The following is a 14,241-nucleotide window of genomic DNA, read 5'->3' on the forward strand; positions in this document are numbered from 1 at the left end:
CCGCGAGTCTAGTCGGCGTCGTTCGCGGACGATGCGGGAGCACCGGCCTCGGCATCGGCGTCGGCGTCGACCGGCGCGTCCCCGGCCTCCTCGACCGAGCCCCAGAGGCGCGTGTACCAGGTGCCGTCGTCCTCGAGCGTGCTGCCGGTCTCGGCGGCCTGCGAGCCCTCGACGGAGTCCTCGACCGTCTCGGGGTCGATCACGCGGTAGGCGGTCTCCCCGGGGTAGACGTACGCGAGGCGCTCGCGCGCCTGGGCCTCGACGTAGGCGGGGTCGTCCCAGCGCTTGAGCTCCGCGGAGAGGTCGTCGACCGATTCCTGGGCCGCGACCGCGTCGGCCCTCAGATCGGCGAGCTCCTCCTGCTGACGGAAGTACGCGCGGAGCGAGGGCAGCACCACGGCTGCCGCGAGCACCACCACGCCGACCAGCACGAAGGCGCGGACCGAGACCGCCGTGAGCCAGGATCCGCGGATCTGCACGGGCTCGATCCGGTTGCGGGCGGGCGCCGACCGGGCCGTGCGGCTCGCGCCGCCGGGACGGCTCGCGGCGCGTGCCTTCGGGATCCGCACGCCACCGGTCGACGGCGCGGTGCGGGAGGAGGTCGAGCGGGGCCGCGCCGAACCGCGCACGCCGGGAGCGTGCGGGCGGCGGGTCGGGTCGGTCACGCCGCTATTGTCCCCGGTCGCGAGGCATCCCCCGGACCGTGCCGCCCGCGAGTCGCGGAGATCGTCCGGAGAAAGCGGAACGGGCGCGCCTCCCGAGGGAGACGCGCCCGTCCAGTCCTGCGCGGACGCTTACTTGAAGCTGCGCGGGAAGGCCGACTTGCCGGCGTACTTGGCGGCGTCGTCCAGCTCCTCCTCGATGCGGAGCAGCTGGTTGTACTTGTTGATGCGCTCGCCGCGGGCGGGGGCGCCGGTCTTGATCTGGCCGGCGTTGTAGGCCACCGAGAGGTCCGCGATGGTGACGTCCTCGGTCTCGCCGGAGCGGTGCGACACCATGGCCGCGAAGCCCGCGCGCTGCGCCATCTGCACGGCGTCCGAGGTCTCGGACAGCGTGCCGATCTGGTTGAGCTTCACCAGGAGGGCGTTCGCCGCGGCCTCGTCGATGCCGCGCTTGAGGCGGACCGGGTTGGTCACGAAGAGGTCGTCGCCGACGATCTGGGTCTTGGTGCCGACCTTCGAGACGAGCTCGGTCCAGGACGACCACTCGTCCTCCGACAGCGGGTCCTCGATCGAGACGAGCGGGTAGTCGTTGACCAGGCCCTCGTAGAAGGCGATCATCTCCTCGGGCGTCTTGACGCCGCCCTCCCACTGGTAGCCGCCGTCCTTGAAGAACTCGGTCGCGGCCACGTCGAGCGCGAGCGCGACGTCCTCGCCGGGCTTGAAGCCGGCCTTCTCGATCGCGACCAGGATCAGGTCGAGCGCCTCGCGGTTCGAGCCGAGGTTCGGGGCGAAGCCGCCCTCGTCACCCAGGCCGGTGGCCAGGCCGCGCTCCTTGAGCACGGACTTGAGCGAGTGGTAGACCTCGGCACCGGTGCGGAGCGCCTCACGGAACGTGGGGGCGCCGACGGGGGCGATCATGAACTCCTGGATGTCGACGTTGGAGTCGGCGTGCGACCCACCGTTGAGGATGTTCATCATCGGGACGGGCAGGACGTGCGCGTTCGGGCCGCCGACGTAGCGGAACAGCGCGATGTCGGCCGAGTCCGCCGCCGCCTTCGCGACCGCGAGCGAGACGCCGAGGATCGCGTTCGCGCCCAGCTTGCCCTTGTTGTCGGTGCCGTCGAGGTCGAGCATGATCTGGTCGATGATGCGCTGCTCGGTCGCGTCGAGGCCGACGACCTCGGGGGCGATCTCGTCGATGACCGCGTCCACGGCCTGCTCGACGCCCTTGCCCAGGTAACGGCCCTTGTCGCCGTCGCGGCGCTCGACTGCCTCGAACGCACCGGTCGATGCGCCCGACGGGACGGCTGCACGCGCGAACGTGCCGTCCTCGAGGGCGACCTCGACCTCGACGGTGGGGTTGCCGCGCGAGTCAAGGATCTCGCGGGCTCCGACGGCCTCAATGCTGGCCATGATGCTCCTTCGCTTGGATGGATGAACCTCTTGGGAGTCTAACGATGCGCACGGGGGTGCGCTGAGCGACGTACGTCCTACGCCGGTGAACCTTCGGTGTCCGCGCGTCGTGCCTGCTCCGCCTCGCGCGCGGCCTGCTCGACGCGGCGGACCGCGGCCCGCAGCTCGGTCTCCGCGTCCACGCCCTCGGCCCGCGCCCGGGCGACGAGCGCGAGCAGCTGCTCGCCGACGCCCGTGGACGATGCGGGGGCCTCGGCCACGTCCGCGGCGAGCCCCGCGCGCTCGGCTCGGCCCAGCACCTTCTGCGCCCTCGCGAGCGCCGACAGCGTCGCGGGGATGCCGTCGAACGCGCTCTCGCGGTTCGAGGTCTCCGCCTTGATGCGGTCCCACCGTCGCAGGTGGTCGTCCATGTCCCCCGCGGCCTCGTCGCCGAACACATGCGGATGGCGCGCGACGAGCTTGTCCGCGCAGGCCTGCGCGACATCGTCGAAGCCGAACGGCTCGGTCGGGTGCTCCTGCGCGACGCGCGCGTGGAACACCACCTGGAGGAGGACGTCGCCCAGCTCCTCGCGCAGGTGCGTGCGGTCGCCGGACTCGATCGCCTCGACCAGCTCGTGCGCCTCCTCGAGCGCGTACGGCGCGAGCGACTCATGGGTCTGCTCCGCGTCCCACGCGCAGCCACCGGGCGAGCGGAGGCGATCCATCACCTCCACCAGACGGTCGGAGCCGTCAGTCACGCGCCGCCCAGGAGCCGGTCGCGGCGGTGAAGCCGTTGACGTCGATGAAGGCGGTGAACGAGTAGTTGCCCAGGCCCATGACCTCAGCGTCGCCCACGGCGCCCTGCGCCGAGGTCACGAGCGTGTCGGCGTCCAGCTCCCCCAGGCGGGGCGAGATCACCGTCGAGTCGGGGAGCTCGGCCACGGCGGCCTCGAGGATGGTGCCGTTGGTGTCGGCGTAGGTCGCGACGTAGAGCGCGAGCACGTTCTCGGTGGAGGCGATCACGGTGTCGCTGGGCTCGGGGTCCTCGATCCCGACGTAGCGCAGCCACTCGGTCGCGAACGTGCGGGCCACGCCCTCGTTGATCACGGCGCCGTTCTCGGCCGCGGCCGCGAGGAGGCCGGGACCGAGCAGCTCGGCCGTCGCGAGCGCCTGGCGGTCGGGGACCACCGCGCCGTCGCTGTCCTCCTCCCACGCCGCGGCGATCGCGTCGAGGTCGGCGGAGGTGAGGGTCGCATCGTCCGTCTTCAGGGCGACGCCCGGGGCGCCGTCCTGACCCGGCACGGCGCAGCCGGCGAGCAGGAGGGACGATGCGGCGAGGACGGCGAGGCGAGACGAACGCATGGGCGCCATCCTAGTGTCGGATCGCGGCGAGCAGATCGCGCACCCAGTCCAGCACCGGGAGGCCCTCGACGGGCTTGCCGCCCAGGCGCGCCGTCATGGGCGCGGGCACCAGGATCTGCCTCACGGCGGGCTTGATCAGCGTGCCCGGGTAGAGGCGGTTCACCCGCATCGCGGCGGAGTCCGGGAGCTCGACCGGGCTGAAGCGGATGTACTTGCCCTGGGCCACCACGTCGTGGACGCCCGCGGCCCGCAGCTCGAGCCTCAGGCGCGCCACCGCGAGGAGGTTCGCGACGGGTTCCGGCAGGGTGCCGTAGCGGTCGTCGAGCTCCTCCTCGACCTGGTCGAGCACGTCCGCGGTGTCCGCATCCGCGACCTTGCGGTAGGCCTCGAGGCGCAGCCGCTCGTGCTCGATGTAGGACGTGGGGATGTGCGCGTCGATGGGGAGGTCGACCGTCATGGGCGCGCGGTCCTCGACCTCCTCGCCGCGGAAGCCCGCGACGGCCTCCCCCACCATCCGGATGTACAGGTCGAAGCCCACGCCCTCGATGTGGCCGGACTGCTCCGCCCCCAGGAGGTTGCCGGCGCCGCGGATCTCGAGGTCCTTCATGGCGACCGCCATGCCGGAGCCCAGGTCCGTGTTCGCGGCGATGGTCTGCAGGCGGTCGTGCGCGGTCTCGGTGAGCGTGCGCTCCGGCGGGTAGAGGAAGTAGGCGTACGCCCGCTCGCGGCCGCGGCCGACGCGCCCGCGCAGCTGGTGGAGCTGGGACAGGCCGAACGTGTCGGCGCGCTCGACGATGAGCGTGTTGGCGTTCGAGATGTCGAGGCCCGTCTCGACGATGGTGGTGCACACCAGGACGTCGTACTTCTTGTCGTAGTAGTCGACGATCACCTGCTCGAGCTGCTTCTCGCTCATCTGGCCGTGCGCGACCGCGACGCGCGCCTCGGGGACCAGCTCACCGATCTTGAGCGCGGCACGCGTGATGGTCTTGACCGAGTTGTGGATGTAGAACACCTGGCCGTCGCGCAGCAGCTCGCGGCGGATCGCCGCGATCACCTGGGCGTCCTCGTGCGGGCCCACGTACGTGAGGATCGGGTGGCGCTCCTCGGGCGGCGTCGCGAGCGTCGACATCTCGCGGATGCCGGTGACCGCCATCTCGAGCGTGCGAGGGATCGGGGTCGCGGACATCGCGAGGACGTCGACGTCCGTGCGCATCGCCTTGAGGGTCTCCTTGTGCTCGACGCCGAAGCGCTGCTCCTCGTCGATGATGATGAGGCCCAGGCTCTTGAAGCGCACCGAGCCCGTGATGAGCCGGTGCGTGCCCACCACCAGGTCGATCTCACCGTTGCCGAGCTGCTCGATGATCTCCTTCGCCTCCTTGTCCGTCTGGAAGCGCGACAGGGCCGCGACCTTGACGGGGAACTGGGCGAAGCGCTCGGAGAACGTGTCGACGTGCTGCTTCACCAGCAGCGTGGTCGGGCACAGGATCGCGACCTGCGTGCCGTCCTGGATGGCCTTGAAGGCGGCGCGCACGGCGATCTCGGTCTTGCCGAAGCCGACATCGCCGCACACCAGGCGGTCCATGGGGACCGCCTTCTCCATGTCGGCCTTGACCTCGTCGATGGTGGAGAGCTGATCGGGGGTCTCGACGTACGCGAAGGACTCCTCGAGCTCCCGCTGCCACGGGGTGTCCGGGCCGAACTCGCGGCCCTTGGTCGCCATGCGCGCGCTGTAGAGCCGGATGAGCTCCGCCGCGATCTCCTTGACCGCCTTGCGCGCGCGGCCCTTGGTCTTGGACCAGTCGGCGCCGCCCATCTTGTTGACGCTCGGCGCCTCTCCGCCCACGTACTTGGTGATGAGGTCCAGCTGGTCCGTCGGGACGGAGAGCCTGTCCGCGGGGCCCCCGCGCTTGGACGCGGCGTACTCGATCACCAGGTACTCGCGCTCGATGCCGCGCACGGTGCGCTTGGTGAGCTCGACGAAGCGCCCGACGCCGTGGGTCTCATGGACCACGAAGTCGCCGGGGCGCAGCTGCAGCGGGTCCACCGCGGTACGGCGCCGGCTGGGCACCTTGACCTTGGGCCCGGCGGCGCTTGCGGAACGACCGGTGAGGTCGCTCTCGTGCAGCACCAGGAGCCTGGCGTCGGGCACCTGGAAGCCGCGCGCGTCGACGCCCGCGAGGACCGCGACGACCCCGGCGTCCGCATCGTCGCCATGCGACGCGACCCGCGCCGGGATCGAACGCTCGGAGCACTGCTCGACGATCCGGTGGGCGGAGCCCGTGCCCGCCGCGGCGATGACCACGCGCCAGCCCTCGGCGAGGCGCGCGTTGATGAGGTCGAGCACCGCCGCGAGCCGGCCGCGGAAGTCCTCGATCTCCGCGATGCCGGGCACCTCGGCGGCCGCGGACCCGAACGGCCCGATCGCGGTCCAGCCGAGGCCGCGCTCGGCGGCGGAGACCTCGACGTCCTCGAGCGACAGGAAGCCGCCGTGGCTCTCAGAACCGTGCGCCTCGATGGGCGAGTCGGCGCCCGCGGCCGCGCTCACCCACGCGGCCTGGAGGAACTCCTGCGCGGTGTGCTGGAGGTCCTCGGCGCGGCGTGCGAGGCGCTCGGGCTCGAGGGCGACGATGCGCGTCCCGACGGGGAGGACGTCGGTCACCGGGGTGAGGCGCGTGAGCAGCACGGGGATGAGCGACTCCATGCCCTCGACCGCGTGCCCGTCGGCGATGCGGGCGAGCATGTCCCCGGCAGCCGGGATCTGCTCCGCGAGCTGCGACGCGCGTGCCCGCACATCCTCGGTGAGCAGCAGCTCGCGGCACGGCGGCGCCCACAGGCGGCCCACGGAGTCCAGCGACCGCTGGTCCGCGACCGAGAAGAACCGCAGGCTCTCGACCTCGTCGCCGAAGAACTCGACACGGATGGGATGCGGGTCGGTGGGCGGGAACACGTCGACGATCCCGCCTCGGACGGCGAACTCGCCGCGGCGCTCGACCATGTCGACGCGCGTGTACGCGGCCGCCGCGAGCGCCTCGGTGAGGTCGGTGAGGTCGCGTTCGTCGCCCTTGCGCAGGAGCACCGGCTCGAGGTCCGCGAGCCCGGGCACCAGCGGCTGCAGCATCGCGCGCAGCGGCGCGACCACCACGCGGGGGACGGGAAGGCCCGACTCCGCCGCGGCCTGGGCGGGGTGGACCACGCGCCGCAGCGTCGCGAGGCGCCGCGCGACCGTGTCCGAGCGCGGGCTGAGGCGCTCATGCGGCAGCGTCTCCCAGCTGGGGAAGGTGGTGACCTCCGCCGGGTCGAGGTACGCCGTGAGCGCACGTGCGAGCTGCTCGGCGTCGCCGGACGTCGCCGCGACGGCCACGATCGGGGCGTCGTCGGTCAGCGCCGCACGAGCGATGAGCGGCGCCGCGGCGGCGCCGGGCGCCTGGATGCTCGTGACGTCACCGAGGCGCGAGTCCGCCCAGTCTCCGAGCACGGGGGCGAGCGGCTGAGCGGTCACGAATGTCCTCCAGGGCACGACGAAGAACCGGGAAATCCGGCACAGACATCCTAGGCACGCCCGCGACCCCGGACAGAGCCAACGGATCTCGAGCCGACACGCGGGGCGCCGGCGACGCGAACACCCCGACACGCCGCGGAACCGGGACCGGCTCCGTTGAGACTGTCAGGGGCGGTGGGGCTCAGCCCGCGGCGGGCGCGGCCTCCGAGGCGACGCGGGCCAGCAGATCCAGCGTCGCCTTCGCGGACCTGGCGGCGGCATCGTCCAGGTGCTCGTCGAACTCGACGCCGCCGTCGCCCTGGCACATGTCGGACACGCACCGCAGGGACAGGAACGGGATGCCGGTCGCCGCGGCGACCTGGGACACGGCGGCGGACTCCATGTCCGTCGCGATCACCTTGGGGAACCGCTCGCGGATGAGGTCGACGGTCTCCGCGACCGCGAACGCGTTCGCGGAGGCGAGGTAGCCCTTCTTGGCGCCCATCTCGACGGCGAGGTCGACCAGCGCCTCGTCCGACTCGTGGAACTCCGCGTGGCCAGGCACCTGGCCGTACTCGTAGCCGATCGAGGTCGAGTCCGCGGACCAGTCGAGCGAGCAGCACGGCGCGACCAGGTCGCCCACGTTCACGTGGCCGGGGATGCCGCCGCATGTCCCGGCGGACACGATCGCGGTGGGGCGGACCCCGCCGATGACCCCGTGCGACACCAGGGTCGCCGCGCGCGCGGCGGAGACCATGCCGATGCCGGTCACCAGCAGCAGGTACTCGACGCCCTGCGCGTGGGCCACGTACGCCTCGTCGGCGAAGTCGACGCGCTCGGAGGAGTCGGAGAGGTCGAGGAAGCCCTGCGCCTCCTCCGCCATCGCGACGAGCACCGCGGGCATCGGGCCGGGCATCAGCGCATCACCGTCAGCAGCTCGTCCGAGTGCGAGGCGAACTCCTGGACCGCCTCGCGCATCGCCTCGAGGGAGTGGTGCGCGCCCCAGCCGCACTGCACCTCGTTGGCGGCGGGGACCTCGGTGAGCTCGAGCATCTGGGCCATGGTGGCGAGCACCAGGTCCTTGATCTCGGCGGTGCTGTGGTCGCCCGACATGATGAGGTAGAAGCCGGTCTGGCAGCCCATGGGACCGAAGTCGATCACCTGGGCGCTGTGGTCGCGGACGCACTCCGCGAACGAGTGCTCGATCGAGTGCACCGCGTCCATCTCGAGGTGCGCGACGTTCGGCTGCGTGAAGCGCACGTCGAACTTGGTGAGCACGTCGCCGTGCGGCAGCTCCTTGCGGTCCGCGAGGCGGATGAACGGCGCGGCCACGGCGGTGTGGTCGAGGTTGAACGACTCGACGTTCATCTTGCGGGGCTCGGTCACGTGGGTTCCTTCGGCTCGTCGACGGCTTCACAAGGGTAATGCGGTCGACGGCACGCTTCTAGACTTCTGCCCATGACCGACCCGCACGCGACGGCCGAGCGGATCCTCCGCCGCTTCGCCCGCGACACCAACCTCCTCATCGCAGGACGGCCCATCCGCGTCTCCGCCGAGACCGAGGACACCGCCACCGCGCTGGCCGTCGCCGGCATGGCCCGCGCGCTCGGCGCGCGGCTCGTCGAGGACGATGCGACCGGGCCCGATGTGCTCGACATCGAGATCGACGGCGACGACGCCGCGCTGTCGCTGGGCGGCACGCCCCTGGCGCCGCGTGGCGACGCGGTGGGCCGGCTCGACTTCGCCCGCGCGCACATGCCCGTGTCCACGGCGCTCGCCGCGGAGCTGCGAGAGGCCGGGACGGTGCGCGGGCTGCGCATCGGCGTCTCCATGACGCTCGAGCCCAAGACCGCCAACCTCGCCCTGCTGCTCACGGACGCCGGGGCGGACGTGGCCGTCTACGCGCATCCGGACGAGACGGACCCGGAGGTCGCGGCCGCGCTGCGTGCGCGCGGCGTGCCGGTCGATGCCGACCCCGACCTGTCGGGCGCGGCCGAGCGCGAGGCCGCCCTCGCGTGGCTGCGCCGCGGCTTCGACGTGGTGGTCGACGACGGCTCGCACCTGGTGCGCCTTGCGCACGAGGCGGCGCCGGAGCTGATCGAGGGCTGGATCGGGGTCACCGAGGAGACCACCTCGGGGCTCACCCCCGTGCGGACGATGCACGCGGCGGGCCTGTTGCGCACGCCCGTGGTCGCGGTGAACGACGCCGCGACCAAGACCGGATTCGACAACCGCTACGGCACGGGCCAGAGCTGCGTGCTCGCGATCGCGGACCTCATCGAGCACGTGGACGCCACGGTGCGCGACCTGCCCGTGCTCGTGATCGGTTACGGCCCGGTCGGTGTCGGGGTCGCGGCACACCTCACGGCGCTCGGTGCGCATGTGAGCGTCGCGGAGATCGACCCGCTGCGCGCCCTGCTCGCGGTGCACGACGGCTACGAGGTCGGTCACGCCGAGGACCTCGCGCAGGGCGCGCTCGTGGTCTCCTGCACCGGCGTCGAAGGGACCGTGACGCGAGAGCTCCTCGAGCTCGCCGCGATCGTCGCCGTCGCGGGCGGCGTGCCCGGCGAGGTCGACCTCGACGAGTCCTCGCTCGAGCCCGTCGCGGTCGCCGGCGCGCCGGTCCCGCACCTCGAGGTCGACGTCGAGCGCGGCACGCTCGTGCTGGACCGCGGCGGCTGCATCAACGTGACCGCAGCCGAGGGCAACCCGATCGAGATCATGGACCTCAGCTTCGCGACCCAGCTCGCGGCGATCCGGAGCCTGGTCGAGGAGCGCCCCGGCATCGGCGTCCACCCCCTGCCGGACGATGCGGTGCACCATGTCGCGGCGACGGCCGCGCGGGCGCGCGGCGTGGCGCTCGATGCGTCGCCCGCATCGTCGACGACGGACACGGACTGGCGCTCGCGCCGGTACCGGGGCGTCGACGCATGACCACGATCGTCTACAGCGCCGGGCTCGTGCTCCCGATGACCGCTCCCCCGGTGCTCGACGGCGCGATCGCGGTGCGAGGCCGCCGCATCGTCCACGTGGGCGAGCGCGCCTGGGTGGTCGCCGCGCTGCGCGAGAGCGGCCACACGTTCACCGAGCACCGTTGGGACGGCGTGCTCATGCCGGGCCTCATCAACGCCCACACGCACCTGCAGTACACCGGCATGGCGGAGGTGGGACAGGGCCGCTACCAGGGCTTCGAGGACTGGGCCACGGCCTTCAACCCGGTGTACGACCGCGGTCAGGACTGGCGCGCGGCCGCAGCCGCCGGAGCGCGCATGGCCGTCGAGTCCGGCACCACGGCGGTCGCGGACATCGTCACCGACCTCGAGGCGATGTACGCGCTCGCGGACGCCGGGCTCCATGGCATCACCTACTGGGAGGTCATGGACTGGACCAACGCCGACTGGCGCGAGCGCGGCCGCGCCCAGGTCGAGGCCGCGCTCGACGCGCTCCCCACCCCGCCCGGCACCGGGCTGAGCCCGCACGCGCCCTACTCGCTCGAGATCGTGCCGCTGCTCGACATCCCCGACATCGTCCGCGAGCGCGGCAGCCGCATCCACATCCACCTGGGCGAGTCCGCGATCGAGCGCGAGTTCTCCCACACGGTCGACGAGCCGTGGCAGGCGAGGAACCTAGGCTCGCTGTCCGAGCTGCGCTCCGCGGGCTACGGCACCTCGGCCACCGACTACGTCGACCACCTGGGCGTGCTCGGCCCCGACTGCCACATCGCCCACGGCGTCTACCTCAGCGCGAAGGACCGCGCGATCCTGCGCGCCCGCGGCACGTCGGTGGCGCTGTGCCCGCGCTCGAACGAGGTCATCGGTCTCGACGAGCCTCCCGTGGCGGCGTACCTCACCGAGGGCAGCCCGATCTCCGTGGGCACCGACTCCCTCTCGAGCTCGCCGTCGCTGGACCCCATGGGCGACGTCGCGGCGCTCTACGGCATGGCCCGCGGCCAGGGCTACTCCCATCCTGATCTCGCCGAGCGGCTGCTGGCCGCAGTGACGCTCGGCGGGGCCCGCGCGATGGGCCTCCACATGGGGCCCGACCGCACGGGTCACCTCGCCGTGGGCGCACGGGCCGACCTCGCCTTCCTCGACGTGCCCGTCGGGGGCCTGGCGACCTCGATCGACGACCTCGCGCGCGCGGGCGACGGCCACGCCGCCGCCACCGTCATCGGCGGCCGCCTCCGCCATGCCACTCCCGCCTTCACCGAGCAGACCGGAGCATCCCGCGTATGACCACCCCCGCCACCGCGACCCTGATGGGTCTCGAGCCCCATCCCGAGGGCGGCTGGTTCCGCCGCTACTACACGTCGCAGGTGCCGGTCGAGACCGCGGGCGGCGCACGCCCCGCGGCGACGATCATCCACTACCTCCTCACCCCCGGCGAGGAGAGCGCGTGGCACGTGGTCACGTCGGACGAGGTCTGGCTGTGGCACGGCCCCGGGACGCTCGAGCTGCGCCTGGGCGGCAGCGGCGACGCCCCGGACGATGCGCCGGAGACAGCCACGCTCGGCCCGGAACTCGCGGCAGGCCATGTCGCGCACGTGCTGGTGCCCGCAGGCACCTGGCAGGCGGCCCGGCTGGGCGGCGACCAGGAGGTCCTGGTGAGCTGCGCGGTCTCGCCCGGCTTCGACTTCGCTGACTGGAGGCTCGCCTGAGGCGCGACGCCGACTGGAGGCGCTCGCCGCGCGAGTAGACTGTGCGCGCGTGGCCGACGACGGCCCCACCATCCCCCCCTTTTGGACTCTGATGAGGAGCATCATGATCAGCACACGTGTGCGCGCAGGCCTGTTCGCGACGACCGCCGTCTCGGCGATGATGCTCGCGGGCTGCTCCTCGTCCTCCCCCGAGGCCGAGCCCACCGCCGCATCGTCCGCCGGCGCCACCTCGGCCGCACCTGTCGAGGTCGCGCTCGAGACCGTCACCGAGGGCAAGCTCACCATCGCGACCGGCGAGCCCGCCTACGAGCCGTGGGTCGTGGGCGACGCTCCGGAGACCGGCGAGGGCTTCGAGGCGGCCGTGGCATACGCGGTCGCCGAGGAGCTCGGCTTCGACGACTCCGACGTGGTGTGGGTCCGCACCGGCTTCGACGAGGCGATCGCGCCCGGCGCCAAGGACTGGGACCTCAACATCCAGCAGTTCTCGATCACCGACGAGCGCAAGCAGGCCGTCGACTTCTCGAGCCCGTACTACACGACCACCCAGGCGGTCGTCGCGACCGAGGACTCGCCCTTCGCCGGCGCGACCACCATCGCGGACCTCGCCGGTGCGAAGGTGGGCGTCGCGGTCGGCACCACGTCCTACGACGTCGTGGTCGAGAAGCTCGGCGACGACGACCTCGCGGTCTACAACTCGGTCGCCGACGTGGTCGCGGCCCTCAACTCCGGCCAGATCGACGCGTTCGTGACCGACCTCCCGGGCGCCTTCTACTCGGCCTACGTCGAGGTCGACAACGGCACCATCGTGGGCCAGTTCGCCGGCTCCGAGGGCGGCGACGAGTTCGGCATCGTCCTCCCGAAGGACTCGGCGCTGACCGCCCCCGTCACCGAGGCCGTTGACGCCCTGCGCGACAACGGCATCCTCACGTCGCTCGAGTCCGAGTGGCTGTCCGAGGCGGTCGACGTCCCGGTCCTCGGCTAAGACGTGACGCAGGACCGGACGGCGGTGACCACGATGGAGGCCTGGCAGCCCAGCGAGCTCGAGCTCGACCGCAGGCTGCAGCGCCGCCGCGCGTCCCGCCGTTCGGTCCTTGTCGCACTGGTCTCGACGGTCGCGTTCGCGGCCGTCGCGGCCTGGCTGGTGGTCAGCTCCCCCGACTGGGAGTCGGTGAGGAACACCTTCTTCAACCTCGAGATCGCGAAGGACTCCTTCCCGAAGATCCTCGAGGGCCTCTGGCTCAACATCCGCGTGCTGTTCTTCGCGACCATCGTGGTCGCGGTGGTCGCGACGCTGCTGGCGACGATGCGGTCGCTGCGCGGGCCGGTGTTCTTCCCGCTGCGCGCGCTCGCCACGGGCTACACGGACCTGTTCCGCGGCCTGCCGGTGCTGATCGTGCTGTACCTGGTGGGCTTCGGCATCCCTGGCCTCAACACCGAGGTGCGCATCCCCGTCGCGGTGCTCGGCACCATCGCGATCAGCCTCTGCTACTCCGCCTACGTCGCCGAGGTGCTCCGCGCCGGCATGGAGGCCGTCCACCCGTCCCAGCGCATCGCCGCCCGCTCGCTCGGGCTCTCGCACGCGCAGACGCTGCGCATGGTGGTGATCCCGCAGGCGCTGCGCAAGGTGGTGCCGGCCCTCATGAACGACTTCGTGTCGATGCAGAAGGATGTGGGCCTCATCTCGGTGCTGGGCGCCGTCGACGCGGTCCGCGCCGCGCAGATCGTCCAGCAGCAGACCTACAACTTCACGCCCTACGTGGTCGCGGGACTCCTGTTCGTCGCGATGAGCTTCCCCATGATCCGTCTCACCGACGCCGTCTCCGCGCGCATGGCCAAGCGCGAGCAGCAGGGAGGGACCGTATGAACGCCGCGAACCGCGCGACCGTGCTCGAGCTGCAGGGCGTCCACAAGCTCTTCGGCGACAACCACGTCCTCAAGGGCGTGGACCTCGAGATCGCCAGCCACGAGGTGGTCGTGGTGATCGGCGCGTCCGGCTCCGGCAAGTCGACGCTGATGAGGACCATCAACCTCATCGAGCGCGTCGACGACGGCCGCATCCTCCTGTCCGGGGACGACATCACGGACCCCGCCGTCGACGTCGACAAGGTGCGCGCGCGCATCGGCGTGGTCTTCCAGCACTTCAACCTGTTCCCGCACATGCGCGTGATCGACAACGTCACGCTCGCGGCGCGCAAGGTCCACGGCATCGCGCCGGACGTCGCGCGCGACCGTGCGATCGGCCTGCTCGAGAAGTTCGGGCTGGGCGAGAAGGTGGACGACTACCCCGACCGCCTCTCCGGCGGCCAGCAGCAGCGCGTCGCGATCGTCCGCGCGATCATGACGGATCCCGAGCTGCTCCTCCTGGACGAGATCACGTCGGCGCTCGACCCGATGCTCGTGGGCGAGGTGCTCGACCTGGTGCGCGACCTCAAGGCGCAGGGCTCCACCATGCTCATGGCGACGCACGAGATGAGCTTCGCGCGCTCGGTGGCCGACCGCATCGTGTTCATGCACAGCGGCCGCCCGCTCGAGGTGGGCACCCCCGAGCAGATCTTCGGGGACCCGCAGCAGCCCGAGACCCGCGAGTTCCTCGCGCGCGTCACGCACCGCTAGCGCGCCCACGCTGACAGCCCCAACGGATCTGCTGGCGACACGCCGGGGATTCGGGGCACGATGCCCCGCATCCCCGG

13 protein-coding genes are annotated in these 14,241 nt (G+C 72.0%); 6 read left to right on the top strand and 7 right to left on the bottom strand.

The features are described from left to right. Window positions 1–8: 8 nt before the first annotated feature. From AOM00_RS04885 to AOM00_RS04915, 7 genes are all read right to left on the bottom strand, one after another. The gene (locus AOM00_RS04885; protein WP_228373407.1) at window positions 9–665 is read right to left on the bottom strand and encodes an FtsB family cell division protein; all 657 of its coding nucleotides are present in this window, start codon (window positions 663–665) and stop codon (window positions 9–11) included. A 129-nt stretch (window positions 666–794) separates the two neighbouring features. After that, entirely contained in the window at window positions 795–2,075 is a 1,281-nt protein-coding gene (gene eno, locus AOM00_RS04890; RefSeq protein ID WP_062516716.1) for a phosphopyruvate hydratase, read from the bottom strand. A gap of 77 nt (window positions 2,076–2,152) precedes the next feature. After that, complete coding sequence (locus AOM00_RS04895; protein ID WP_228373408.1) at window positions 2,153–2,812, bottom strand: nucleoside triphosphate pyrophosphohydrolase; 660 nt, start codon at window positions 2,810–2,812, stop codon at window positions 2,153–2,155. Beyond that, window positions 2,805–3,416, bottom strand: coding sequence for a hypothetical protein (locus AOM00_RS04900; protein WP_062516718.1), 612 nt, complete (start codon window positions 3,414–3,416; stop codon window positions 2,805–2,807). Before AOM00_RS04900 ends, AOM00_RS04895 begins: the two co-directional genes overlap by 8 nt. A 10-nt stretch (window positions 3,417–3,426) precedes the next feature. After that, window positions 3,427–6,915, bottom strand: coding sequence for a transcription-repair coupling factor (gene mfd, locus AOM00_RS04905; RefSeq protein ID WP_062516719.1), 3,489 nt, complete (start codon window positions 6,913–6,915; stop codon window positions 3,427–3,429). Window positions 6,916–7,096: 181 nt separating this feature from the next. After that, a complete protein-coding gene (gene mtnN, locus AOM00_RS04910) occupies window positions 7,097–7,810 on the bottom strand; it encodes a 5'-methylthioadenosine/S-adenosylhomocysteine nucleosidase (RefSeq protein ID WP_062516720.1) in 714 nt (237 codons plus the stop codon). Next, window positions 7,810–8,280 carry an S-ribosylhomocysteine lyase gene (locus AOM00_RS04915; RefSeq protein ID WP_439644915.1) on the bottom strand — a complete coding sequence of 157 codons (471 nt, stop codon included), beginning with the start codon at window positions 8,278–8,280 and terminating at the stop codon, window positions 7,810–7,812. Before AOM00_RS04915 ends, mtnN begins: the two co-directional genes overlap by 1 nt. 72 nt (window positions 8,281–8,352) lie before the next feature. On the opposite strand from AOM00_RS04915, the gene AOM00_RS04920 reads away from it, so the two are divergent. From AOM00_RS04920 to AOM00_RS04945, 6 genes are all read left to right on the top strand, one after another. Continuing rightward, entirely contained in the window at window positions 8,353–9,828 is a 1,476-nt protein-coding gene (locus tag AOM00_RS04920; RefSeq protein WP_062516721.1) for an adenosylhomocysteinase, read from the top strand. Continuing rightward, window positions 9,825–11,129: an amidohydrolase family protein gene (locus tag AOM00_RS04925; protein WP_062516722.1), complete on the top strand. Its 1,305-nt coding sequence runs from the start codon at window positions 9,825–9,827 to the stop codon at window positions 11,127–11,129. Before AOM00_RS04920 ends, AOM00_RS04925 begins: the two co-directional genes overlap by 4 nt. Beyond that, a complete protein-coding gene (locus AOM00_RS04930; RefSeq protein WP_062516723.1) occupies window positions 11,126–11,551 on the top strand; it encodes a cupin domain-containing protein in 426 nt (141 codons plus the stop codon). Before AOM00_RS04925 ends, AOM00_RS04930 begins: the two co-directional genes overlap by 4 nt. A 103-nt stretch (window positions 11,552–11,654) precedes the next feature. Further along, on the top strand, window positions 11,655–12,533 hold the full coding sequence (locus AOM00_RS04935; protein WP_062516724.1) for an ABC transporter substrate-binding protein: 879 nt from the start codon (window positions 11,655–11,657) through the stop codon (window positions 12,531–12,533). Window positions 12,534–12,566: 33 nt separating this feature from the next. Further along, window positions 12,567–13,415, top strand: coding sequence for an amino acid ABC transporter permease (locus AOM00_RS04940; RefSeq protein ID WP_062516749.1), 849 nt, complete (start codon window positions 12,567–12,569; stop codon window positions 13,413–13,415). Further along, window positions 13,412–14,164, top strand: a complete 753-nt coding sequence (locus tag AOM00_RS04945) for an amino acid ABC transporter ATP-binding protein (RefSeq protein ID WP_062516725.1) — start codon at window positions 13,412–13,414, stop codon at window positions 14,162–14,164. The genes AOM00_RS04940 and AOM00_RS04945 overlap by 4 nt, the downstream gene beginning before the upstream one ends. The last annotated feature ends 77 nt before the right edge of the window (window positions 14,165–14,241 follow it).

The organism is Demequina gelatinilytica (assembly GCF_000971115.1).
Taxonomy (GTDB): Bacteria; Actinomycetota; Actinomycetes; order Actinomycetales; family Demequinaceae; genus Demequina; species Demequina gelatinilytica.

Bases quoted from the DNA above. Each gene is read 5' to 3' on its own strand.
- eno (WP_062516716.1), bottom strand. From the start codon at position 2,075: ATGGCCAGCATTGAGGCCGTCGGAGCCCGCGAGATCCTTGACTCGCGC.
- AOM00_RS04900 (WP_062516718.1), bottom strand. From the start codon at position 3,416: ATGCGTTCGTCTCGCCTCGCCGTCCTCGCCGCATCGTCCCTCCTGCTC.
- mtnN (WP_062516720.1), bottom strand. From the start codon at position 7,810: ATGCCCGGCCCGATGCCCGCGGTGCTCGTCGCGATGGCGGAGGAGGCG.
- AOM00_RS04920 (WP_062516721.1), top strand. From the start codon at position 8,353: ATGACCGACCCGCACGCGACGGCCGAGCGGATCCTCCGCCGCTTCGCC.
- AOM00_RS04925 (WP_062516722.1), top strand. From the start codon at position 9,825: ATGACCACGATCGTCTACAGCGCCGGGCTCGTGCTCCCGATGACCGCT.
- AOM00_RS04930 (WP_062516723.1), top strand. From the start codon at position 11,126: ATGACCACCCCCGCCACCGCGACCCTGATGGGTCTCGAGCCCCATCCC.
- AOM00_RS04935 (WP_062516724.1), top strand. From the start codon at position 11,655: ATGATCAGCACACGTGTGCGCGCAGGCCTGTTCGCGACGACCGCCGTC.
- AOM00_RS04940 (WP_062516749.1), top strand. From the start codon at position 12,567: ATGGAGGCCTGGCAGCCCAGCGAGCTCGAGCTCGACCGCAGGCTGCAG.
- AOM00_RS04945 (WP_062516725.1), top strand. From the start codon at position 13,412: ATGAACGCCGCGAACCGCGCGACCGTGCTCGAGCTGCAGGGCGTCCAC.